The organism is Caballeronia sp. LZ024, assembly GCF_031451455.1.
Lineage (GTDB): Bacteria > Pseudomonadota > Gammaproteobacteria > Burkholderiales > Burkholderiaceae > Caballeronia > Caballeronia telluris.
This window is the reverse complement of sequence record NZ_JARUXL010000004.1, coordinates 23,815-45,184: the sequence shown is the minus strand read 5'-3', so window position 1 is coordinate 45,184 and position 21,370 is coordinate 23,815. Positions and strand designations below refer to the sequence as shown.

24 protein-coding genes and 2 riboswitches are annotated in these 21,370 nt (G+C 65.7%); of the genes, 10 read left to right on the top strand and 14 right to left on the bottom strand.

The genetic code is table 11. The features are described 5' to 3' along the window. Positions 1-41: 41 nt before the first annotated feature. Positions 42-455, bottom strand: coding sequence for a DoxX family protein (locus QCE48_RS22385; protein WP_309782197.1), 414 nt, complete (start codon positions 453-455; stop codon positions 42-44). Positions 456-854: 399 nt separating this feature from the next. Beyond that, the gene (locus QCE48_RS22380; protein ID WP_309782196.1) at positions 855-1,622 is read right to left on the bottom strand and encodes a sulfite exporter TauE/SafE family protein; all 768 of its coding nucleotides are present in this window, start codon (positions 1,620-1,622) and stop codon (positions 855-857) included. 82 nt (positions 1,623-1,704) lie between these two features. Here QCE48_RS22380 and QCE48_RS22375 point away from each other — a divergent pair, with 82 nt between their 5' ends. Beyond that, entirely contained in the window at positions 1,705-2,613 is a 909-nt protein-coding gene (locus QCE48_RS22375) for a LysR substrate-binding domain-containing protein (protein ID WP_309782194.1), read from the top strand. Between the two features lie 328 nt (positions 2,614-2,941). Continuing rightward, complete coding sequence (locus QCE48_RS22370; RefSeq protein ID WP_309782192.1) at positions 2,942-4,177, top strand: hypothetical protein; 1,236 nt, start codon at positions 2,942-2,944, stop codon at positions 4,175-4,177. Positions 4,178-4,219: 42 nt separating this feature from the next. On the opposite strand, the gene QCE48_RS22365 is transcribed toward QCE48_RS22370, so the two are convergent. The 3 genes from QCE48_RS22365 to QCE48_RS22355 all read right to left on the bottom strand — a co-directional run bounded on the left by QCE48_RS22365 (position 4,220) and on the right by QCE48_RS22355 (position 5,312). After that, positions 4,220-4,432, bottom strand: coding sequence for a hypothetical protein (locus tag QCE48_RS22365; RefSeq protein WP_309782190.1), 213 nt, complete (start codon positions 4,430-4,432; stop codon positions 4,220-4,222). Between the two features lie 33 nt (positions 4,433-4,465). Further along, positions 4,466-4,783, bottom strand: a complete 318-nt coding sequence (flhD, locus tag QCE48_RS22360; RefSeq protein WP_062636508.1) for a flagellar transcriptional regulator FlhD — start codon at positions 4,781-4,783, stop codon at positions 4,466-4,468. 226 nt (positions 4,784-5,009) lie between these two features. Further along, the gene (locus QCE48_RS22355; protein ID WP_309782187.1) at positions 5,010-5,312 is read right to left on the bottom strand and encodes a hypothetical protein; all 303 of its coding nucleotides are present in this window, start codon (positions 5,310-5,312) and stop codon (positions 5,010-5,012) included. Between the two features lie 83 nt (positions 5,313-5,395). Next, positions 5,396-5,491, top strand: a riboswitch (glycine riboswitch). A 3-nt stretch (positions 5,492-5,494) separates the two neighbouring features. After that, positions 5,495-5,597, top strand: a riboswitch (glycine riboswitch). Between the two features lie 83 nt (positions 5,598-5,680). On the opposite strand from QCE48_RS22355, the gene QCE48_RS22350 reads away from it, so the two are divergent. Further along, positions 5,681-6,955, top strand: a complete 1,275-nt coding sequence (locus QCE48_RS22350) for a D-amino acid dehydrogenase (protein ID WP_309782185.1) — start codon at positions 5,681-5,683, stop codon at positions 6,953-6,955. A 13-nt stretch (positions 6,956-6,968) separates the two neighbouring features. Here the strand turns inward: QCE48_RS22350 and clpP are convergent, their stop codons facing one another. Continuing rightward, entirely contained in the window at positions 6,969-7,586 is a 618-nt protein-coding gene (clpP, locus tag QCE48_RS22345; protein WP_309782183.1) for an ATP-dependent Clp endopeptidase proteolytic subunit ClpP, read from the bottom strand. A gap of 175 nt (positions 7,587-7,761) precedes the next feature. Between clpP and QCE48_RS22340 the strand changes: the two genes are divergently transcribed. Together QCE48_RS22340 and QCE48_RS22335 are read left to right on the top strand one after the other, a co-directional pair. Then, on the top strand, positions 7,762-8,493 hold the full coding sequence (locus QCE48_RS22340) for a sigma-70 family RNA polymerase sigma factor (RefSeq protein WP_309782181.1): 732 nt from the start codon (positions 7,762-7,764) through the stop codon (positions 8,491-8,493). Between the two features lie 103 nt (positions 8,494-8,596). Further along, positions 8,597-9,334, top strand: a complete 738-nt coding sequence (locus tag QCE48_RS22335) for a dienelactone hydrolase family protein (protein WP_309782179.1) — start codon at positions 8,597-8,599, stop codon at positions 9,332-9,334. 24 nt (positions 9,335-9,358) lie between these two features. Here QCE48_RS22335 and QCE48_RS22330 read toward each other — a convergent pair whose 3' ends face one another. From QCE48_RS22330 to QCE48_RS22305, 6 genes are all read right to left on the bottom strand, one after another. Then, positions 9,359-11,023, bottom strand: a complete 1,665-nt coding sequence (locus QCE48_RS22330) for an ATP-binding protein (RefSeq protein ID WP_309782177.1) — start codon at positions 11,021-11,023, stop codon at positions 9,359-9,361. A 1-nt stretch (position 11,024) separates the two neighbouring features. Then, positions 11,025-12,035, bottom strand: a complete 1,011-nt coding sequence (locus tag QCE48_RS22325) for an ATP-binding protein/SpoIIE family protein phosphatase (RefSeq protein WP_309782175.1) — start codon at positions 12,033-12,035, stop codon at positions 11,025-11,027. Continuing rightward, entirely contained in the window at positions 12,020-12,361 is a 342-nt protein-coding gene (locus QCE48_RS22320; RefSeq protein WP_309782173.1) for an anti-sigma regulatory factor, read from the bottom strand. The genes QCE48_RS22325 and QCE48_RS22320 overlap by 16 nt, the downstream gene beginning before the upstream one ends. 56 nt (positions 12,362-12,417) lie before the next feature. Continuing rightward, positions 12,418-12,798, bottom strand: a complete 381-nt coding sequence (locus QCE48_RS22315) for an STAS domain-containing protein (protein ID WP_309782170.1) — start codon at positions 12,796-12,798, stop codon at positions 12,418-12,420. 2 nt (positions 12,799-12,800) lie between these two features. Then, a complete protein-coding gene (locus QCE48_RS22310; protein WP_309782167.1) occupies positions 12,801-13,667 on the bottom strand; it encodes an STAS domain-containing protein in 867 nt (288 codons plus the stop codon). Positions 13,668-13,879: 212 nt separating this feature from the next. Beyond that, positions 13,880-14,938 carry a squalene/phytoene synthase family protein gene (locus tag QCE48_RS22305; protein WP_309782165.1) on the bottom strand — a complete coding sequence of 353 codons (1,059 nt, stop codon included), beginning with the start codon at positions 14,936-14,938 and terminating at the stop codon, positions 13,880-13,882. A 427-nt stretch (positions 14,939-15,365) separates the two neighbouring features. On the opposite strand from QCE48_RS22305, the gene QCE48_RS22300 reads away from it, so the two are divergent. Together QCE48_RS22300 and QCE48_RS22295 are read left to right on the top strand one after the other, a co-directional pair. Next, complete coding sequence (locus tag QCE48_RS22300; protein WP_309782164.1) at positions 15,366-15,779, top strand: hypothetical protein; 414 nt, start codon at positions 15,366-15,368, stop codon at positions 15,777-15,779. A gap of 35 nt (positions 15,780-15,814) precedes the next feature. Continuing rightward, entirely contained in the window at positions 15,815-16,111 is a 297-nt protein-coding gene (locus QCE48_RS22295) for a DUF2934 domain-containing protein (RefSeq protein WP_309782162.1), read from the top strand. On the opposite strand, the gene QCE48_RS22290 is transcribed toward QCE48_RS22295, so the two are convergent. Further along, entirely contained in the window at positions 16,112-16,660 is a 549-nt protein-coding gene (locus QCE48_RS22290; protein WP_309782160.1) for a hypothetical protein, read from the bottom strand. Between the two features lie 79 nt (positions 16,661-16,739). Continuing rightward, entirely contained in the window at positions 16,740-17,162 is a 423-nt protein-coding gene (locus QCE48_RS22285; RefSeq protein ID WP_309782158.1) for a hypothetical protein, read from the bottom strand. Between the two features lie 189 nt (positions 17,163-17,351). Here QCE48_RS22285 and QCE48_RS22280 point away from each other — a divergent pair, with 189 nt between their 5' ends. The 3 genes from QCE48_RS22280 to QCE48_RS22270 are packed head-to-tail and all read left to right on the top strand — an operon-like array spanning position 17,352 to position 21,341. Further along, positions 17,352-17,810 carry a (2Fe-2S)-binding protein gene (locus QCE48_RS22280; protein ID WP_087632090.1) on the top strand — a complete coding sequence of 153 codons (459 nt, stop codon included), beginning with the start codon at positions 17,352-17,354 and terminating at the stop codon, positions 17,808-17,810. Between the two features lies 1 nt (position 17,811). Continuing rightward, positions 17,812-20,052: a xanthine dehydrogenase family protein molybdopterin-binding subunit gene (locus QCE48_RS22275; RefSeq protein WP_309782155.1), complete on the top strand. Its 2,241-nt coding sequence runs from the start codon at positions 17,812-17,814 to the stop codon at positions 20,050-20,052. A gap of 11 nt (positions 20,053-20,063) precedes the next feature. After that, positions 20,064-21,341 (top strand): cytochrome c, encoded by a 1,278-nt coding sequence (locus QCE48_RS22270; RefSeq protein ID WP_309782154.1) that lies wholly within the window; start codon positions 20,064-20,066, stop codon positions 21,339-21,341. The last annotated feature ends 29 nt before the right edge of the window (positions 21,342-21,370 follow it).

The following is a 21,370-nucleotide window of genomic DNA, read 5'->3' as shown; positions in this document are numbered from 1 at the left end:
ATCGTTCTCCGCGCGCTGTGCGTGGCATCGCGCGGCGACGTTCACCGCCGGTCGAGCGAATACCGGCCCGCGCCCGTGACGCACAGCAGCAGCAGGCCGCCCATGATGCTCACGTTCTTGTAGAAGTTGATCATGTTCGCCATGCGCTCGCCGTCCGCCATCGTCCAGAATGGATGGCCGATGAGCGCCGTGCCGAGCGTGTACAGCGCGAAGATCAGCGCGAGCGGCCGCGTGTAGAACCCGAGCACGATCGCGATGCCGACAAAGAATTCCACCACGATCGCGATGGCCGCCGACAGCGCGGGGATCGGCGCGCCCTCCTTCGCCATGTAGGCGACCGTGGCCGAGTAGGCCGTCAGCTTGCTCCAGCCGAAGATCAGGAAGAGGACCATCAGCAGGATGCGGGCGATCAGGATCAGCTCGTCCTTGCGGTTCTCGAAGAGGGTGTATCGCATGATGGTTCGCTCCCTGATGTTCCCGGCGGCCATGCACGGCGCGCCGGAACTTTGTTTGAGACGTTCGGGGCCCGAGCATCGATTACCGCGCTGCCTCGGCCCGCCGTCGCGCGCGTGCGGTCCAGCACGGACATGACTTCGCGCCATGTTCTCCGAATGGGTGCGCAGATCGCGGACATCGTCGTGCGGGCCCCGTGGAAGCGCATGACGATCGCCGATGCGTCGCTGCATTACGCATTCGACGATATGAAGCAAGTCTCGACTTCTTGTCAACGGCGTTGTTCAGCGTCACTGCGCAGTTTCAGGCGCGCGGCAATGCTCGCCAGAATGGCGAGCGAGCCGATCGTCTGGAGCAATGCTGACATCATGGCTGCTCTCCTTCATTGATGAACCGACGCGTCATCGGCCCGGCAAGGCCGGTGCGTAGGTTCGGACGAAGAACGCGAGCGTGATGCAGAACGTCAGCACGAGCGTGCACGCCCGCACGATCGCGGGCGACGCGCGCCGCCCGATCTGCGCGCCGCCATAGCCGCCGATGACCGCCGCGACCAGCATCGCGAGCGTCTCCGGCCAGTGGACCGCCTTCGCGATCACGAACGTGAGCACGGCCACCGCGTTCGCCGCGCTGACGAGCAGCGTGCGCGGCGCGTTCAGGCTCTTGATGTCGCGCGTGTCGAGCAGGCCCCACATCGCGATCATCATGATGCCGACCGCGCCGCCGAAGTAGCCGCCGTACACGCCGAGCCCGAACTGAATCGCGAGCACCGCCGACCCGCGAATGCGATAGCGCGCCCGCAGCGCGTCGCCGACACGTCGCCCGAATGCGAGCGCGAGGCTTGCGATCAAGAGCAGCCACGGCAGCACGAAGGAAAACGCCGCCGACGATGTCCGCAGCAGGAGAATCGCGCCCGCGAACCCGCCGATCAAGGTGGCGACGAGCAGCGAGCGCATCGTCGCCGAGCCGACCGGGCCGAGTCCGTCGCGATACGCCCACGCGCTCGCGACGCCGCCGGGGAACAGCGCGACCGTGCTCGAAGAGTTCGCCTGAACCGGTGGCACACCCGCAGCGATTAGCGCGGGCAGGCTGACGAACGAGCCGCCGCCCGCCAGCGCGTTCATCGCGCCGGCCAACAATCCCGCGCCGAAGACAAGAAAAAGAGAGTGCATACGAGGCATCCTAGCGGCGCGACGCCCATGCGGCAATCTGGCTTTTCCAATGCTAGACTTCGGCAAAACCGAAGGAAACCCAATGCGTTTCGATCTCACCGACATGCGGCTCTTCCTGACCGTCGTTGAGCGCGGCAGCCTGACGCGAGGCGCCGAAGCGATGCATCTCGCGCTCGCTTCCGTGAGCGAGCGCATCGCCGGGATGGAGGCCGCGCTCGGCGCGCCGTTGCTCGAACGCAATCGGCGCGGCGTGCGCGTGACCGCGGCGGGCGCCGCGCTCGTGCGCCATGCGCGCTCGATCCTGGGTCAGGTCGAACAGATGCGCGGCGAGTTGCGAACCTACGCGACAGGTCTCAAGGGACGCATTCGCCTGCTCTCCAACACGGCGGCGCTGGCCGCCTTCCTGCCGCCGCGCCTCGAACGCTTTCTGTCGACGTATCCGGATCTCTCCATCGATCTCGAAGAGCGGCCGAGCGCGGATATCGTGCAGGCACTCGCGGAAGGGCGCGCTGAACTCGGCGTCGTTGCCGATATCGCCGATCTCGCGATGCTGCAGACGCATCTCATCGCGCGCGATCAGCTCGTCGTGGTCGCCAGCCGGTCGCATCGTGCAGGCTTGGGCGCGTCGGTGTCGTTCGCGGACATCGTCGACGACCCGTTCGTCGGACTCGCCGATGCCGCGCTCGAAACGCATCTCGCCGAGCGTGCCTCGCGACTCGGGCGCCAGCTCAACTACCGCATCCAGATGCGCAGCATCTGGCATGTCGGCATGCTGGTCGAAGCGGGTATCGGTGTGGCGATATTGTCAGAGGCATCGACGGCGACGCTGCGCCGCCCGGGTCTCGCGATCGTGCCGCTTTCGGAGCCGTGGTCCGCACGGCGGCTTCATCTGTGCGCGCGCAACTTCGCAGCGCTCACACCGAATGCCGTGCTGCTCGCGCAACATCTGATCGATGGACGCGTCGAGATACTGCTCCCCGGTCAACCTTAGTTACGCGCGCATGATTGTGCGCCAGGCCGCATATGTGGGACTTCGTGCAAAAGGCAATGTCCGTATGGCAATGCTGGACACTCTATATCGTTAAGCGAACGAACTAATCATACGAGACGATTTCCGCCACCACATGGGATACGCAAGCGCAGCCAGAGCGCTCGCAGCGCGGCAACTTTTCCCGCTTCACGCACGCATTGCTGACGCATTTACCCGATGCGTCGCTTCACGATGTTTTTAGGTAACGCCAGCGATTGCGCTCTGACGCAAGACAAGACATTCTTTAGCTCGACTCATTCTCATTCAATCGATCTTGTGGAGTACAGACATGTCGCGTGACTTGCTTGTGCGGTCTTGTATCATCGGCAGTCTTGTTTGGCTGGCTAGTTGCGGAGGCGGCGGCGGAAGTCCGGCGACCTCCACGGGAGGCGGATCGACATCAGGCGCGACTCCGGCAAGCGGCGCAAGCGAGACGACCGCGCAGCCGCCGACCACCGCAAGCGAGCCCGCCGTGACCGCGCCGACGCTGGCCGCGGCCACCCCGGTAATCGACGGTACCGCGCTCGGCACCTCGACATGGAACGCGGGTTCGACGGCGACGGGCGGAATCGGCCAAGCCGTCGGCGGCCTCAACTGCGCCGCCCCGAGCAACTCATACACGTACTCGCACCTGTCGATCTACCAGAACGGACAGCTTCTCGCGCTGCCGGCGAACATCGGCACGGTCGCGCCGACGATGACCGCGCAAACCGGCTGCGTCTATCCCGTTCACACGGTCGATTCGTCCGGAAAAATCCGCATGGATGCCAGCACGAACGGGTCTTACACGCTCGGTCAGTTCTTCTCGATCTGGGGTGAACCGCTCTCGTCGACGAACATCGCCGGCTTGACGGGCACGCCCATCACGGCCTATGTCACGAACGGCGGCGTGCTCACGCAATACACCGGCGATCTCGCGAGCCTCGTGCTGCCCGCGCATGGCGAAGTGACGATCGTGATCGGCACGCCGCTCACGCAGATCCCGACCTATGCGTGGACCGATCCGCCGCCGTTCGCCACCTCGCCTATCACGCTCACCTACGGCGGCGTGGTCGGCAGCGCGTTCTGGGCGAACGGCGACACCGCGACGGGCGGCCAGGGCGCCGCGGTCGACGACATCGTCTGCGCGGCCGGCATGAGCGAGCTTTATCACGTGCACACGCACCTCGCGATCTTCAAGGACGGGCAATCGCTCGCGGTGCCGATGAACATCGGCCTTCCGGGACCGTGCAACTACGAGATGCACACGCACGACCAGACCGGCATCATCCACATCGAAACGCCGAACCTCAAGTCGTTCACGCTCGGCAAGTTCTTCGATATCTGGGGACAGCCGCTCTCGGCGACGAACGTCGCGGGCATCACTGGCACCGTAGTCGCCTATATCAACGACAACGGCGACGTGCGTCGCTATACGGGCGACTTGCGCGCGATCGAACTGACCTCGCATCGCGCGATCACGCTGCAGATCGGCACGCCGGTCAGCACGCTGCCGGTCTACGTATGGGCGAGCGAGGCACAGTAAGCGGAGGGGTGGTTTAAGGCAGGAGAAGGAGGACCGGCGGGCCTAATGGCCGCCGGTCAGCGACTTGCTGGTGTGGTCGAGCGCGCGTTCGATGTCGCGCAGAAAGTCGAGTGCGAGGGCGTCCGCTTCGGGCGTGCCCTCCGCGAAGTCGCTCGGGACGGCCTGCCCTTGCGCGCGGCGCATGGCGCACACGCGCGCGGCGACGAGGCGCGCGTCGTCGAAAAGCGCTTGGTCGACGCAAAAGGGAAATAGCACGCCCTGGTTCATGAAATGCGGACCCGCGTAGTCTCAGGCGAACTGGGCTGCCGGCAGGCCGGCCATGATGATCGCGGCGTGTGTCGGCGCGACGGTCGAGTTCTTCGGCGCCTGCGTGAGCGCCGTGAGCATCGCCTGGTCGTTGAAGCGGAAGAAGCACAGCAACTGGTCCGACGCAGCCAGCTTGACCACCTGCGCGAGCGTCAGGTTCGCCAGGATGTCGGCGATCTCCCGCGACAGCCCGAGGCGGAACATGCCGATCGCGCGGTCTTCACGCAACAGGCGCTGGGCCAGCATGATGTACGAAAGGTTGATCTCGCGAATCGCTTCTGAAGTCTCGGCGGTTTGCATGGCGTCTCCGGTCTGGCTGGGCGAACGGTCGTTCTGGACCGCTTCCCGTAACATTCGTTACATTTCGTAACAGGATGGATCGGAGTCTAAAGTCGCCGCAAACGATTAGCAATGGGTTTTCAGACGTTTTTTTCGGATGGAAAGAATTTCCAGGTAACTATTGCGCAAACCATTGCGCGCCCAGCCAGCCGGCGCGGTCCGGTTGGTCTACATGTAACAAACCGGCTTACTGTTGCGACTCGTCGTCGTCCTCGTCGTTCATCCCGAGCGCCCAGCGGATGTCGCGTGCGAAATCGAGGCTGACCTTTTCCCACTGCGGCGAGCCGAGTGCGAAATCGCGGGGATTGCTCCGGCCGCGCGCGCGCCGAATCGTCTCGATGCTCAGCGCGAGAGCAAATGCTTCGCCACGGAGCGGATGCATGCGGCCGAGCGGGAGGTCTTCGTCTTGTTCCATTGACCAGTTTTCGGCGCATGCAGAACAAACTTGAGGACGGTCGTGCGGCGCCGTCTGCGTCGCGATGCCGCGCAAGCGCTTGCGCGCACGCGGCTTTGTCGTGAAGCCGAAAAGACTTGCCAACAATAATCGCGGACGTTACCTTGCACCTGTTCTCGACATGCAGCGCGGGAGAGATCGTCAAGGCAACTGATGACGACGCCGACGGAGCAACCGCCCCGGAAACTCTCAGGCCCAAGGACCGCGCCGCAGGAACGATCTGGAGAGAGGCGCGACGCGCCCACCGAAGGGGATCTTCCGCCGCATCACCGCTTCAGCGTTTCACTGGCGTAAGAGAAACTCTCAGGTACATGGACAGATGGGGCATCGGCGCCGGAAGCCGACTCGCGCAATGAGCGCGGTCGAAGGCATCCGGCGATGCTCAATTCGATCTGGACCATGTCATGTCACGAATCGCCATCATCGGCGCCGGGATTACCGGCGTCACCACCGCTTACGCCCTCGCCCGCCGCGGCTTCCAGGTTACCGTCTACGAACGTCATCGCTATGCGGCGATGGAAACGTCGTTCGCGAACGGCGGCCAGCTCTCCGTCAGCAACGCCGAAGTCTGGAACCGCACGGCCACCGTGCTGAAGGGCCTGCGCTGGATGCTCACGCGCGACGCCCCGCTGCTCATGAATCCGTCGCCCTCGTGGCACAAGTATTCGTGGATGGGCGAATTCCTGCGCCAGATTCCGAACTACCGCGCGAACACCATCGAGACCGTGCGCCTCGCGCTTGCCGCGCGCGAGCATCTCTTTTCGATCGCCGAGCGCGAAGGCATCGCGTTCGACCTGGAACGGCGCGGCATCCTTCATATCTACAAGGATCGCCGAGACTACGACGCCGCCGCGAAGGTCAACGCGCTGCTGCGCGAAGGCGGCCTCGACCGCCATGCGGTCGGCGCGAGCGAGATCGGCCGCATCGAGCCCGCGTTGCAGGGCGAGTTTCATGGCGGCTTCTTCACGCCGTCGGATTCGACCGGCGACATCCACAAGTTCACGCGCGGTCTCGCCGATGCCTGCGCGCGTTACGGCGTCGAATTCCGCTACGACACGCAGATCGAGTCGATCCGGCAGGGCGGCGACGCGCGCATCTCGATCGACGCCCGCCACGATGGAGAACGGCGCGCCGACGTGTTCGAGCAGGTCGTCGTGTGTGCGGGCGTGCAAAGCCGCGCGTTCGCCGGCATGCTGGGCGACCAGGTTAACGTCTATCCGGTGAAGGGCTATTCGATCACCGTCTGTCTCGACGATGAACAGAGCCAGAACGCGGCCCCCTGGGTCAGCCTTCTCGACGACAACGCGAAGATCGTCACGAGCCGGCTCGGTGCCGATCGCTTTCGCGTCGCGGGCACGGCCGAGATCAACGGCTTCAATCGCGATATTCGCGCGGACCGCGTCGCGCCGCTCGTCGACTGGACGCGGCGTCTCTTCCCGCAGGTCTCGACCGCGCGCGTGATTCCGTGGGCCGGCCTGCGACCGATGTTGCCGAGCATGCTGCCGCGGGTCGGCGCCGGCAAGCTTCCGGGCGTGTACTACAACACCGGGCACGGGCATCTCGGCTGGACGCTGTCGGCGGCGACGGCCGAGTCGATCGCCGAGACGATCCAGCACGGCGCGGGCCGCCGCAAGCCCGCGGGCGTACGCACATCCCGGCCCGCGCCGGTGCGCTCGTAACACGCACGAAGGTTCACTCGCGGCGGCCGGCCAGCACTTCGTCGATCAGTCCGTAGTCGCGCGCCTCGACCGCCGACATGAAGTTGTCGCGGTCGGTGTCGCGCGCGATCTCTTCGACCGTCTTGCCGGTGCGCTCCGCCGTGATCGCGTTCAGACGCTCGCGCAGGTACAGGACTTCCTGCGCCTGGATCGCGACGTCGGCGGCGGTGCCCTGCGAGCCGCCCGACGGCTGGTGGATCATGATGCGCGCGTTGGGCAGCGCGAAGCGCTTGCCCTTCGTTCCCGCGTTCAGCAGGAACGTGCCCATGCTCGCCGCGAAGCCGGTGCAGAGCGTCGAGACGTCGGGGCGCACGAACTGCATCGTGTCGTAGATCGCCATCCCGTCGTAGACGGAGCCGCCCGGCGAGTTGATGTAAAGGGCGATATCCTTGTCGGGATTCTCCGCTTCCAGAAACAGCAATTGCGCGACGACGAGGCTCGCCGTCTGGTCGTTGACCGGTCCGACGAGAAACACGATGCGCTCGCGCAAGAGGCGCGAATAGACGTCGTAGGCACGCTCGCCGCGTCCCGATTGCTCGATGACGGTCGGCACGAGATTGAGGCTCGTCGGGTTGCGCTTGTGCAGGTTCATCGCGGCTCCGTTTCGTATGAAGTGGCTGGATCGCGCCGTTGCGCTCTCCTCCCCTTGACGACCGGCCGGTGCCCGCCGTGACGCGCGCAAAAAAATACCGCCGCGCTGTCACATTCGCGTGGCGCCGCGCGTCATGCCTTGAAGCGCCATCACATCGAGCAGAGGAACCATGCGCATGACAACCGACCCGGACGACGCCACCGCCTCGCGGACCGCGGTCTTCGAAACACTGCGGGCGCGCATTCATTCGATCGCGCAGCGCATCGTCGGCAACCGGGCGGACGCCGAGGACATCGTCCAGGACACGTTCGTCCGGTGGTACACGTCGTCCGCCGACGACGTGCGCGTGCCCGCCGCATGGTTCACGACGGTCGCGACGCGCCTTGCGATCGATCACGTCCGCCGCGCGCGTCGCGAGCGCGAGAAACTCGACGAAGCATTGCCCGCGCCGGCCGACGAGGCATCGGTTCCGTCGGCGGAAGACCGGATCGAGCAGGCGTCGCAGGTCGCGCATGGCGTGCGCCTGCTGTTCGAACGGCTCGGTCCCGAAGAACGCGCGGCGCTTTTGCTGCACGAAGCGTTCGATGCGGACTACGCGAGCATCGCGGCGGCGCTCGGGCGCACGCCCGCGCATTGCCGTCAGATGGTGCATCGCGCGAAGGCGCGCATCCTCGATGACAACGCGCGGTCGACCGGACGCGCGCGTGCGGAAGACGACGCCGTCGCCACGCTCGTCGATGCCATCGCCCGGCAGGACCGCGACGCCGTTCTCCGACCAATGCGCCCGCAAACAGCGGCGCCGGAAGCACGAGCGCGCGCCGGTACGCTCGCGACGCTGGAAACGGCGGCACTCATCGTGCGCTTGCGGTGCGGCGCTGCATCGACGGCGATAGCGGCATTCGACTGACCGATGGCATGACTGCTCGCGGCACGGCTTCGGCGTAACATAGGCTGCGCTTCTCGCGAGGCCAGGCCCCGCGCCACTTCCAGCCGATCACGGAGACCGTCTCATGCCAAAGACCGCAGGATCCATGGTGACTTTTCGCCGCCCCGACGGACAGGACGTAGCGGGCTATCTCGCGCAGCCGGACAAGGCCGAAGGCGCGCCCGCCATCGTCGTGATCCAGGAATGGTGGGGGCTGAACGACCAGATCCGCGGCGTCGCGGACCGTTTCGCGCGATGCGGCTACCGGGCGCTCGTGCCCGACCTGTTCCACGGCAAATCGACGGTCGAAGAGGAAGAGGCGAGCCATCTGCTCGGCGCGCTCGATTTCGGCGACGCCACCTCGCAGGACATTCGCGGCGCCGTCCAGTACCTGAAGGAAGGATCGGGGCGCGTCGGCGTGACGGGCTACTGCATGGGCGGCGCGCTCACGCTGCTTGCGCTGTGCCAGGTTCCGGACGTGGCCGCGGGCGTCGTATGGTACGGCTTCCCGCCGCTCGACTACATCGATGCATCCGCGATCAAGGTGCCCGTGCAAGGCCACTGGGCCGCGCAGGACGAATTTTTTCCGGCTGCGACGGTCGACGCGCTCGAAGCGAAGCTGCGCGAGGCCGACGTCGATTTCGAGTTCCACCGCTATCTCGCCCATCATGCGTTCGCGAACGAAACGGCCGCCGGGCCGGGCCGCATCGCGCGCACGCAGTTCGATCCGGTCTGGTCGCAGATGGCGTGGGACCGGACGCTGACGTTTTTCGGGCGCACGCTGTGGGAAGGTTCGCCTGGGCTCGAAGCGGCGCGTCCATGACAGCCGGATCGCGTGCGCCGGGCTCTAGTTGAGCCCAGCCAGCCGCGCGTACAGATCGTCGATCGGCATCGGCTTCGCGAAGTAGTGATCGAATCCCGCTTCGTCGGCGCTCTGCCGGAAGTCGGGCGTCGTATAGCCGCTCAGCGCCACGAGACAGAGCGGCCGGCCCCGCGCCTTCTCCCGCAGTCCGCGCGCGACCTCGAAGCCCGTCATGTCGGGGAGACCGATGTCGATCACCGCCACCGAGGGCGTGAAGGATTCGGCCAATTCGAACGCCGACGCGCCGTCGAACGCCACCTCGCACTGGTGTCCGCCCATCGTGAGCAGCGCTTCGAGCGCCTCGGCGGCGTCGCGGTTGTCGTCGACGATCAGGATGCGCTGCGCGCGCTGCTGCGGCATGGCAGCGAGCTGATTCACTTCGTCGGGCAGCGGTTCGTAGACGCGCGGCAGCCTGACGACGAACGTCGTTCCGCAGCCGATGCCCGCGCTCTCCACGCGCACCGAGCCGCCATGATCCTGCACGAGACGCTTCACGACCGTGAGCCCGATGCCGAGCCCCGCGTCCTGCCGCCCGATCGCAGTCGACGCCTGCGCGAACAAGTCGAAGACGCGCGGCAGCATCGCGGGCTCGATGCCGATGCCGCGATCGCACACTTCGATCGTCACTTCCGTGTCCGTGGCGCCGACCGTCACGACGATCTCGTCGGGCTCGGACGTGTAGCGCGCCGCGTTGTGCAGGATATTGCTGAACACCTGCTTCAGGCGCGCGACATCGCCCCGCACGAGCACGACGTCGCGCGGATAGACCGTGGTCACGCGATGGCCGCGCCGTTCGAGTTCGGCCGTGGTCATTTCGAGCGCGCCGACGATCAGCTCGTCGATGCGCGCCACTTCGGTGTGCAGGTCCACCTTGCCGCGCGTGAGCCGCGACACGTCGAGCAGATCGTTCACCATGCGCGACAACTGCGCGGTCTGCCGCCCAATCAGCGCGAGCGTCTCGCCGAACTCGCTGTGCGCCGCGCCGCCGCGCTCGGCCAGTTCCAGCGCGAGGCTCACCGCCGCGAGCGGATTTCTCAGCTCGTGCGCGAGCATCGCGAGGAATTCGTTTTTCCGCACATCGGCTTCTTCCAGCTCAGTCTGCTTGCGACGCAGTTCGCCGAGCGTGATCAGCATCTCGCGGTTCTGCTGTTCGAGTTCCTCGACGGGCGTCTGCGCCTTGCGCCGCGTCAACTGGTCGACGAGCACGCTCAGCTTGTCGAGTGTCAGGCGCGGCTTGTCGCGCGGCAGGAACATTTCCAGCGTCACGGTCGTGCCGCGGCCGGCGCCGGTGCTGACGGAAAAGCCGTCCGCCATGCGCCGGCTGCCGGTCAGGCCGATGCCGGGCCGGCCCTCGGGATGCACGCCGCTCAGGATCTGGTCCAGCTTCGCGATGCCCGGCCCCTTGTCGGCGATCTGCGCGACGATGCACTGCACGCCGGCCGCCTCGCTCGAATCGCCGACCAAAAACGTCAGCGTGCCGCCGCCCGCGAACTGCACCGCATTGCGCGCGATTTCCGATACCGCCGTGACGAAGCGCGTGCGCTGAAGGTCGTCGAGTCCGAATAGCTCTCCGATCTGCCGCGCGCGGTCACGGATCGCGACGAGGCTCAGATTGCTCGCGATCGACGTGGAAAGGATTCGGTGCTGCATCTCAGGCCGCCTTGACGACGACGATCGACGCGTCGTCGTTGTCGCGAGCGAAGTCGCGATGGAGCACGTGAGCGATCACGACCGGATGATGCGCAAGCAGGTCGGGATGGCGGCTCAGGTTCCAGCGCGTGGACAGCCCGTCCGTCGTCGCGATGAACACGCTGCGCGCGTTCCAGTCCGCGTGGCTCTCGCGCACGAGCCGCATGTTGTAGCCGACGGTTCCGTCGGTCGACACGAGATGCTGGTTGACCTCGCCCGTGTTCACGATCGCGACGATATTGCCGACACCCGCATAGGTCATCGACTTCTTCGCGGGCTCGAACTTCGCTACCGCCATCACCGCGCCGCGCGTCGAGCGCAGTCCCGCGTGCGCCGCGCGCAGGACGTCGCCGGGCGAATCGTCGCCGCCAGCGCGCTCGCGGAAGACGCCGAGCGCGCGGTGCGACGCCTCGGACGCGAGCGGACCGTGGCCGAGGCCGTCGAGCAACGTGATCCAGAGCGCGTCGCCCGTCTCCGACATGCTCCACGCGTCGCCGCAGATCTGCTGGCCGAGCTTCGGCGTCGATCGCGCGCCGACCGTCCACGGGCGCTTGCCCGCGTCGCCTGCAGCCTTGCTCGCGACCCGCGCGAGCAGCACCGTCCCGCTGCCGGCGAGCGAATAGAAGTCGAATAGCGCGGAATGCCGCTCCATCGTGCCGAGCCCCGCGCCGAGACTGCCGCCTGTCGAGAAACCGTCCTTTCTGGCGGCCTCGACGTTGACGATGCCCGGCCCACGGTCCACCGCGACGATCTCGATGCCGCTCGCCGTCGGGTCCGCGTGATTCGCGTAGGGCGCGAGATGGATCTCGCCGCTCCGCGCGTACTTGAGGATGTTGGTGGCCGCCTCGCTCACGACGAGCGCGGCATCGGCCTGCACGCGCTCGGAAAAGCCGAGCGACTGCGCGAGCGCGACAGCGGACCGGCGGGCGTGCGCGACGCCGCTCTGGTCCGAAAGAATTACCGTCGCTTCCATTGCACGATGCTCACGCGTGTCCCGCTTCCGACCGTCGAGGCGATCTCGAACTCGTTGACGAGCCGCCGCGCGCCGCCGAGCCCGAGGCCCATGCTTTTCGCCGTGCTATAGCCGTCTTCCAGCGCCTTCTCGATGTTGGGAATGCCGGGACCTTTGTCCTCGAAAATCAGTTGAATGCCCTGACGCCCGTCCTTTTCCACTTCGACCAGCGTGACCGTGCCGCCTTGTCCGTGCACGAGCGTATTGCGGGCGAGTTCGCTCGCCGCCGTGACGAACTTGGTACGTTCGAGCGTGCCGAAGGAAAGGCGCGTTGCCCAGTCTTGCACGGCTTTGCGGGCAAGGTTCACCTCGCCTGGCGTGCGAATCTCCAGGACGACCTGATTTAACGTAACGATGAAGATTCTCCCGAGCCGGCCGAGGACTGCAGCATCGCCATACCCTTGTCGACATCGAGAGCAGTTCGAATTCCCTTGAGCGTCATGCCAAGCTCCACAAGCGTGATCGCAACAGCGGGCCGCATGCCGACCAGCACGGTCTCTGCGTCCAGCACCCGCGCCATCGCCGCGATGTGGCCGAGCGTGCGGCCGATGAACGAGTCGACGATTTCCAGCGCCGAAATGTCGATCAGCACGCCGCGGGCCCGGGTCTGTTCGATGCGCGAGGTCAGGTCTTCCTGCAGCGAAAGCACGAGCTCGTCATGCAGTTCGACCTGAATCGATACCAGCAGGAATTCGCCAAGCTTGAGAACCGGAATCTGCTCCATCTTCAATCACCTGCTCTGACGGCGCCCAACTTGCTGACGGTGAGATTGACACGGCGCAGTGCAATCTTGAGCGCCTCGGCGAGCGTCGCCTTCGTCACCACGTCGCCGAGATCGACGCCGAGATGAACGATGGTCTGCGCAATCTGCGGGCGGATGCCGCTGATGATGCACTCCGCGCCCATCAGGCGCGCGGCCGCGACGGTCTTGAGCAAATGTTGCGCGACGAGCGTATCGACGGTCGGCACGCCCGTGATGTCGATGATCGCGATGGCCGCTTCGTTCTCGACGATCGCGTTCAGAAGCCCTTCCATCACGACTTGCGTGCGCTCACTGTCGAGCGTGCCGATGAGCGGCAGCGCCACGATCGAATCCCACAGCTTCACGACGGGCGTGGTGAGGTCGAGCAGTTCCTGCTGCTGCCGTTCGATCACCTGCTGGCGTTCGCGCTGATACGCATCGACGGTCACGAGGCCGAGCCGGTCGAGCACCTGGCTCAGCTTCAAGAATTCCGCGCACAGGCTCTCCGGATCGACGCCGGCGGTGTTCTGCAAGGCGTCAAGAAGCGGCTTTTTCAGCGAGAAGATGAAGCTCGCCGTTTCCGACGCGGAGAAGCCCTGGATGACGCGCGCGCGCGAAAGCGCATCGAGATGCACGCGCACGCTGTCCCAGTCCGGACCTTCGAGCTGCCCCGTATAGTCGCTCGACACCGCGCGGGAGAAATGCGTGAGAAACGCGCGCGAGGCTTCCTTGAGCTCGACTTCGGAGATGACGCCTTGGCGCGCGGTTGCGAGTTGTTCGTTGATCCAACCCGTCAAGATATTCGATTCCTGCTTGCCGATAATGTCGGCCAAACCGTGCGGTTCGCTCAAGTGCTTCTCCAATCCAGTTATGTTCTTTGGTTTGCTAAACCGGCAACATGATATAGCGGTTGAGGAAACCGGGAAATCAAATCGCAGACGCAAAACGTTTGCGGTTCGAGGCAGCGGAATAATGTACGGGTATGAATAAAGCCGCTTAACGAGCTGGGTAATTGTTACCCGCAGAAAATGCCGCTTTAGGCGCTTTGCCGTTTATCGCTGCTTCAGGCAGCACGCGCGACGAGCCGCGCCTCGATACGTTTGAACATGCGCTCGCACCACGCGCGCAACATCGCGTTCGACAACGCCATCGGCAACGAGCGCGCGATGATGCGATACACATCGCCGCGACGAACCTTCGACACGCTCGCGGGATCGAGCCATCGGTCGTTGGAGACGAGCAGCGCCATCGTCTCCAGTCCGATCATGATCGGCCACAGGCACGCGAGCCGCAGCCGCAGCGATAGCGTCGGAATGGCTAGCGTGTAGTCGATCGCATCGCGAAAGTAGTCGAGCGTCGCGCGCGTGAGTTCGAGCAAGACCGGGGCGGCCCGCTGCGATGCGTCGGGCGCGAGCAGTTCTTCCGCGCGCAATCCTTCGCGTCTGAGCAGCGCCGCCGGCAGATAGCAGCGCCCCATACGCAAGTCCTTGCCGCAATCGCGCAGGATGTTCGTCATCTGCAGCGCCTTGCCGAAGCGGATGCCGCGTGCCGTCATTGTCTCCGGGCTCGCCTTCAACACACCCGGCAGGTGTGCGAACGTCATCGCGGTCCAGAATTCGCCGACGCAACCCGCTACCAGATACGTGTAACGATCCAGTTCGTCCCATTCCGTCAATGCGGCAACCTGTCCGGAGGTTTCGTCCGGAAATGTGCGCAGATCGAATTCCATGCCCTCGGTGAGCGTCGTCACGATGCCGCGCACGGCGCGCCGGTCGGCATCGTCGAAACGGGACAGCAGCGCGAGCGCCGCCGGCACCGATTCGAGCAGCACCTTTTCGTCCGGCTGGGTCTGCTGACTCGCGGCATCGATCATCGCGGCATCGAGCGCGCCGCCGCCCGGCTCGCCGTTGACCTGGGCGCGCAGCCCGAGCAGCAGTTCGAGGCGCCGGCCGGGCGGAATCAGCGAGGTATCGGCGATCGTGTCGGCGGCACGCGCGAGCAGATAGGCAAGCCCGACCGGATCGCGCATTCCGGCAGGCAGGATACGCAGCGTCAGATAGAACGAGCGCGAGACGCTCTTCAATAGCGGGCCGAGAAGGAAATGCCCGGCTGGGACGGTCATGGCTGAAGTCAAATGAGGATGGGTGGGAAATGGTGCCGCGGCATTGTAGCGCGCGCGTCGGCGCGTCCGCGGCGCGTCCGTCGCTCGCGGGCGTCGCTCGCATTCGTCATTCATCAGGCGATTTTCCGCGAAATATTTCGTTGAAAATCTTATTGTTGAGCATTAGAGTTCAAGTACCGCATGAAGTGGAACGTTGCGGTCAGCCCCTGATCTGCTTCGGATTTGTCGCACCCGCCATTCTTTTTGCTCCGGAATTGGCGCGGACCCGCGTGCCACCGCAGAGCGGCTCACCTGCCCGCCGTCGCGATGGTCGCCGTTTCTTCCCGCAAGGAATCACGTCACGACCGTCGACCGGCCGTCGTCCCGACTCGTGCCCCGGCATCGCGCTGATTCGCGCGCCATCGCCCGGCGCTGCATGGAGACAAGCATGATGCGTGAAGTAACCGGCGCGTTTCGCGGCACCCGCAAGCTCGCCGAAGCACTCGACGATTTACGCGCGCTCGGCATCGGCGGCGACCGTATCCGGGTGGACGGCGCCGCGCGTTTCGCCGTCGACCCATGCGCGGCCGCGACCCGGGACGCGATCCTCGCGACGCACTGGATGAACGCCGAATATGCCGGACACGGCGAACATCTCGGCGTGATCGACTGGCACGACAACCTGTTCGACAACGACTACGCCGACCCGGCGACGTCGCGCTTCGAAGCTGAAATCGCCGACGACCTTCAATGCCTGCGCGTGATCGTGAATATCGCGGACGACGCCGAGATGTCCGAAGTCTGCGATATCTTCTGCCGGCTCGGCACCGCGGACGTCGATGCGCAAGGCGTCTTGGCGTGATCCGCACGCCCTCTTTTACTCCCTCCGACATTGCAATGAACGACATCGAATCGCAAAGCCTCGAAGCGCAAATCCGCGTGCGCGCGTATCACCTCTGGGAAGCCGACGGCCGCCCCGACGGACGCGCGGAAGAGTTCTGGCGCCTCGCGCAAGCCGAGATGAGCGCGCCGACGAAGACCGTCAAGCGGCGCACCAAGGCTGCGGAACAACCGGCCGGCGCGAGCGTTTCGGCAAAAGCCGTCAAGCCGCGCAAGACGGCCGCGCCGAAGGCCGCGCCCGCCGCAGCGACCAAGCCCGCGCGCCCGAAGGCGAAGCTCGAAGCGCAGGGCTGATCAGCCGGCGTCGCCCGCGCTGTACAGATGCCGCATGCCACGCAGATGGTCGGCGACACGCTGCAACAGCGCGACCGCATCGCCGATCCGCATCAAGCCGTTGGCTTCGTCGTCCTCGCAAAAGAGCGGCCGGCCGGTGTCGGATGCGCGAATCGTCAGATCGCCCAGATGGGTCTCCGGCACCGATTCGCCCGGGCGTAGCGTCAGCACGTTGCCGTTCCTGATCGCGTCGCGGACGCGGCTCAGGAACTGGATCTCGGGCGCGCGCGAGTTGGCGATGTCGTGATCGTCGAGGAAGCCGCCCACCGCGAGCAGCGCATTCGTCACGAGCACGCGCTGCACTTTGGCGCGCGAAGGCGGCTCGGTGTCGGCGCCGGCCGGCGGTTGCGCCCCGAGCATGAGCGGCTGTGCGTGCTTGCGCGCCAGTTCGACCCCGCCGGCCGGCAACAACGCACCCGCGCCGCCGAGCGCGATCGTCAGCACGCGAAGTTGCTCGTCGATCAGCGTGATCGCCTCGGCGCCGGAATGCTTCGAACCGCCCTTTTCCATGTGATGCTCCTTGTCGTGCCTGGTCGTGTGAGTCCGAATGTGACTTGCTATGGCATATGAGCAAGGGACGTTCCGCACCTCATGGCGTCGCGGGCGGCTGCGGGTTGTTCGCGGGATTGGTGTCGAAGCTCGCGATGCGCTCGATCCCTGCGCCTTTTCCCAAGGCGAACAAGTCGCTCTCCAGCGCGTCGGTAACGCCCTTTCCGTAGACCTCGTTGCCGTCGACATACACGGTAAACACGCGCAGATACTTCGCCTTCTTCGCGGGATCCTCGATAGTCGCCCGCGTCCATGCGTAGAGCGGATAGCCGTCCGCGCCCCGGGCCTCTGCTTCGTCGACGTACTCGTTGAAGGCGTCGAACTGGCATTTGAGCGTGGCGCCGTGCCGGCGCAGCACGTCGAAGAGCGCTTTGTCCTCCGGGCGTGCGGCACCCTCGCGCAACGCGACGCCCAGTTCCGCCGACGCGTCGAGTCGCAGTTGAAACTGCCATCGGTCGTCCATCGTGTCTCTCCCTCTGGGAACCGCGCCAGGCGCGGCGCTCCCGGCCGTCGAAGCGCAAATAACGGGCTTCTGGTACAAAGGCTCCATTCGTCTAGAGCATGACCGAAAACGGCGTCGCGCGCTGCCAGGCCGCCCTCGCCCGCAAGGATCTGCCATGCACACAAAAACAACCCCACACCGGAGCTGATTATGGCAATCACGCTGAACGTCAATGGCGAGAATCACGACGTCGACGCCCCTCCCGACATGCCTCTGCTATGGGCGATCCGCGATCTGGTCGGGCTGACCGGCACGAAGTTCGGCTGCGGCATCGCGCAGTGCGGCGCATGCACGGTGCATCTCGACGGCGCCGCCGTGCGCTCGTGCGTGCTGCCCGTCGCGGCCGTGGGCGGGCGCAAGATCACGACGATCGAAGCCGTCGGCGGCACGCCCGCCGGCAAGAAAGTGCAGGACGCCTGGAAGGAACTCGACGTCGTTCAGTGCGGCTACTGCCAGTCCGGGCAGGTGATGTCGGCGGCGGCGCTGATCGCGGCGAACCCGAATCCGAGCGACGCGGACATCGACGCCGCGATGGACGGCAACGTCTGCCGCTGCGGCACGTACAACCGCATCCGCGCGGCGATCAAGCACGCCGCAAAGGGGGCGTGACATGTCGCAAGGACTGATCGATGCGCAAAACGGCCGCGCACCCGAGGCGCCCCATTCCGGCCTGACGCGCCGCACGTTCCTGAAGTTCGGCGTCTCGGTGGGCGCCGCGGCGGGCGGCGGCCTGCTGCTCGGCTTCAGCTTCTCCGCCGCGGGCCAGCCCGCGCCCGGCGCCAAATCGGTCGTGAGCGGCGACGGCAACGAAGCGCCGCAAGAAGGCGTGTTCCAGCCGAACGCGTTCGTGCAGATCGACCGTGCGGGCAAGGTCACGCTCGTGATCCCGAAGGTCGAGATGGGACAAGGCGTCTATACGTCGATCCCGATGCTGATCGCCGAGGAACTCGAAGTGCCGCTCGACAGCGTGACGGTCGCGCACGCGCCGCCGAACGAGAAGCTCTTCACGGACCCGCTGCTCGGCGGCCAGCTGACGGGCGGATCGACGTCGATCCGCTATGCGTGGGAACCGATGCGCCGCGCCGGCGCGACCGCGCGCGTGCTGCTGGTCACGGCGGCGGCGCAGCAATGGCAGGTCGATCCGGCCACCTGTCACGCCGAAAGCGGCCAGGTGAAGCATGCCGCGAGCAGCCGCTCGATCGCTTACGGCGAGCTCGTCGAGGCCGCCGCGAAGCTGCCGGCGCCGCAGAACGTGCCGCTCAAAGATCCGAAGGATTTCAAGCTCGTCGGCACGCAGGCGAAACGCATCGACTCGCCTGAGAAAGTCGACGGCACCGCCGTATTCGGGCTCGACGTGCGCCTGCCCGGCATGAAGTACGCAGCCATCGTGAACTGCCCGGTGTTCGGCGGCACACTCGCGAGCGTCGATGACACGGTCGCGAAGAAGGTCCCGGGCGTCACGCAGGTGGTGAAGCTCGACAACGCCGTGGCCGTGATCGGCGACCACACGTGGGCCGCGAAGCGCGGCGCGTCCGCGCTCGTCCTCACGTGGAACGAGGGCAAGGGCGCGGACCTGCAGATGCAGCATCTGATCGACGACCTCGCGAACGCCGCGAAGCGCGATGGCGCGGTGGCACGCAAGGAAGGCGACATCGACCGCGCATTCAAGGACGCCAAGACGCGCGTCGATTCGGTCTACCAGCAGCCGTTCCTCGCGCACGCGACGATGGAGCCGGTCAACTGCACGGTCCACGTGCGCGCCGATGCGTGCGACGTCTGGGTCGGCACGCAAGTACCGACACGCGCCGTCGATGCCGCAAAGCGCGTCACCGGCCTGCCCGCCGAGAAGATCACGATCCACAATCACCTGCTCGGCGGCGGCTTCGGGCGGCGGCTGGAGACCGACTTCATCGCGAACGCGCTCTTGATCGGCAAGCAGGTCGATGCGCCGGTAAAGGTCACATATTCACGCGAGGAAGACATCCAGCACGACATGTACCGGCCGTACTACTACGACACGATCTCGGCCGGGCTCGATGCGAACGGCAAGCCCGTGGCGTGGAAGCATCGCATCGTCGGGTCGTCGGTGATGGCGCGCTTCGCGCCGCCCGCGTTCAAGAACGGGCTCGATCCCGATGCCGTCGAAGTCGCATCCGACCTGCCCTACGACCTGCCGAATCAACTGGTCGATTATGTGCGGCAGGAGCCGCGCGACATTCCGACCGCGTTCTGGCGCGGCGTCGGACCGACGCGCGGCACCTTCGTCGTGGAGAGCTTCATCGACGAACTCGCGGTGCAGGCGAAGATCGATCCCGCGACGTACCGGCGCAACCTGCTCGGCAAGACGCCGCGCGCGCTCAACGTGCTCGACGTCGCGACGAAAGCGGCCAACTGGGGCAGCGCGCCGCCGCAAGGACAAGGGCGCGGCATCTCGGTGATGCACGCGTTCGGCAGCTTCTTTTCGATCGTCGCGGACGTGAGCGTCGACAACGGCGAGGTCGCGGTGAACCGCATCGTGTGCGCGGTCGACTGCGGCATGGTCGTGAATCCGAACACGGTCGAGGCGCAGATCCAGGGCGGCATCATTTTTGCGATCACGGCAGCGCTTTACGGCGAGGTCACGATCAAGGACGGCCGCGTCGAGCAGAGCAACTTCACCGATTACCGCATGCTGCGCCTCTCGCAGACGCCGCCTATCGACGTGCATATCGTGAAGAGCACGGAGGCGCCCGGCGGCATCGGCGAACCGGGCACGGCGGCGCTCGCGCCCGCGCTCACCAACGCGATCTACGCCGCGACAGGCAAGCGCCTGAAGCAGTTGCCGGTCGGCCGTCAACTGCACACCGCGTGAGGGGAACCGACATGCCAAGAAAAATCCTTGCAGGCATCGGCCTTGCGCTGTCGTTTGCGGCTTCGTCGAGCGCGGGCGCCGCCACCGCCGACGATGCGCTCGTCGCGCGCGGCGCGTATCTCGCAAAGGCCGGCGATTGCATCGCGTGCCACTCGGCGCCGCGCGGCAAGCCGTTCGCCGGCGGCCTGCCGATGAACACGCCAATGGGCCGCATCTACACGACCAACATCACGCCCGATCCGGAGACGGGCATCGGCAACTGGAGCGAGCAGGACTTCGACGGCGCATTGCGACGCGGCGTCGCGAAGGACGGTCACAATCTCTATCCGGCGATGCCTTACCCGTCCTATGCAAAGGTCCGCGACGACCACGTGAAGGCGCTCTACGCGTACTTCATGAAAGGCGTGGCGCCCGTCAGGCAGGCGAACCGCGCGTCCGACATTCCGTTCCCGCTCAACATGCGCTGGCCGCTCAAGCTCTGGAACATCGTCTTCCTCGACAAGGCCGTGTATCAGGACAAGAGCGGCAAGGACGTCGCGTGGAATCGCGGCGCGTACCTCATTCAGGGACTCGGACATTGCGGCTCGTGCCATACGGCGCGCGGCATCGCGTTCCAGGAGAAGGCACTCGACGAGAGCGGCAGCGCGTTCCTGACGGGCGGCCTGCTCGATGGCTGGTTTGCGTCGAACCTGACCGGCGAGTACAACGTCGGGCTCGGGCGCTGGTCGGAAAGCGATGTCTCGCAGTTCCTGAAGACCGGTGCGAACAAGCACGCTTCCGCATTCGGCTCGATGACGGACGTCATCAACCACAGCACGCAGGGCCTGACCGACGAGGACATCACGGCGATGTCGCAGTACCTGAAGTCACTGCCCGCGTCCGGCGGCACGAATGCGCCGCGCTATGCATACGATCCGAACGTGACGAAGGTGTCGCTCGCGCATCCCGCGGTCGATGCCGGCGCCAAGGTTTATACCGCGTACTGCATGCATTGCCACGGTGTCGACGGGATGGGTTTTGCGCCGATGCTCGCGCCGCTTGCGGGCAATCCGAACGTGATGGAGAAAGATGCGTCGTCGCTCATCAACGTGACGCTCAATGGCACGCAGGATCTGGTGATTCAAGGGTTGCCGTCCGCGTATCCGATGCCGAAATACGCACCGACGCTCTCTGACAAACAGATCGCCGATGTGCTCACGTTCATCCGCGGCGGCTGGAACAACGGCGCGGCGGCGGTGTCGGTTGAGGACGTGGCGAAGTTGCGCAAGTCGACGCAAGCCGCAAAGTAAAAGCGCCGGCGTCTGGAAGCGCGCGCCGC

Excerpts from the sequence above, each read along its gene's own strand:
- QCE48_RS22305 (WP_309782165.1), bottom strand. The coding sequence starts at position 14,938 with ATGACCGTCCCAGCCGGGCATTTCCTTCTCGGCCCGCTATTGAAGAGC.
- flhD (WP_062636508.1), bottom strand. The coding sequence starts at position 4,783 with ATGCAAACCGCCGAGACTTCAGAAGCGATTCGCGAGATCAACCTTTCG.
- QCE48_RS22330 (WP_309782177.1), bottom strand. The coding sequence starts at position 11,023 with ATGCAGCACCGAATCCTTTCCACGTCGATCGCGAGCAATCTGAGCCTC.
- QCE48_RS22315 (WP_309782170.1), bottom strand. The coding sequence starts at position 12,798 with ATGGAGCAGATTCCGGTTCTCAAGCTTGGCGAATTCCTGCTGGTATCG.
- QCE48_RS22275 (WP_309782155.1), top strand. The coding sequence starts at position 17,812 with ATGTCGCAAGGACTGATCGATGCGCAAAACGGCCGCGCACCCGAGGCG.
- QCE48_RS22385 (WP_309782197.1), bottom strand. The coding sequence starts at position 455 with ATGCGATACACCCTCTTCGAGAACCGCAAGGACGAGCTGATCCTGATC.
- QCE48_RS22300 (WP_309782164.1), top strand. The coding sequence starts at position 15,366 with ATGATGCGTGAAGTAACCGGCGCGTTTCGCGGCACCCGCAAGCTCGCC.
- QCE48_RS22295 (WP_309782162.1), top strand. The coding sequence starts at position 15,815 with ATGAACGACATCGAATCGCAAAGCCTCGAAGCGCAAATCCGCGTGCGC.
- QCE48_RS22270 (WP_309782154.1), top strand. The coding sequence starts at position 20,064 with ATGCCAAGAAAAATCCTTGCAGGCATCGGCCTTGCGCTGTCGTTTGCG.
- clpP (WP_309782183.1), bottom strand. The coding sequence starts at position 7,586 with ATGAACCTGCACAAGCGCAACCCGACGAGCCTCAATCTCGTGCCGACC.
- QCE48_RS22370 (WP_309782192.1), top strand. The coding sequence starts at position 2,942 with ATGTCGCGTGACTTGCTTGTGCGGTCTTGTATCATCGGCAGTCTTGTT.
- QCE48_RS22285 (WP_309782158.1), bottom strand. The coding sequence starts at position 17,162 with ATGGACGACCGATGGCAGTTTCAACTGCGACTCGACGCGTCGGCGGAA.
- QCE48_RS22375 (WP_309782194.1), top strand. The coding sequence starts at position 1,705 with ATGCGTTTCGATCTCACCGACATGCGGCTCTTCCTGACCGTCGTTGAG.
- QCE48_RS22280 (WP_087632090.1), top strand. The coding sequence starts at position 17,352 with ATGGCAATCACGCTGAACGTCAATGGCGAGAATCACGACGTCGACGCC.
- QCE48_RS22335 (WP_309782179.1), top strand. The coding sequence starts at position 8,597 with ATGCCAAAGACCGCAGGATCCATGGTGACTTTTCGCCGCCCCGACGGA.
- QCE48_RS22325 (WP_309782175.1), bottom strand. The coding sequence starts at position 12,035 with ATGGAAGCGACGGTAATTCTTTCGGACCAGAGCGGCGTCGCGCACGCC.
- QCE48_RS22380 (WP_309782196.1), bottom strand. The coding sequence starts at position 1,622 with ATGCACTCTCTTTTTCTTGTCTTCGGCGCGGGATTGTTGGCCGGCGCG.
- QCE48_RS22290 (WP_309782160.1), bottom strand. The coding sequence starts at position 16,660 with ATGGAAAAGGGCGGTTCGAAGCATTCCGGCGCCGAGGCGATCACGCTG.
- QCE48_RS22340 (WP_309782181.1), top strand. The coding sequence starts at position 7,762 with ATGACAACCGACCCGGACGACGCCACCGCCTCGCGGACCGCGGTCTTC.
- QCE48_RS22350 (WP_309782185.1), top strand. The coding sequence starts at position 5,681 with ATGTCACGAATCGCCATCATCGGCGCCGGGATTACCGGCGTCACCACC.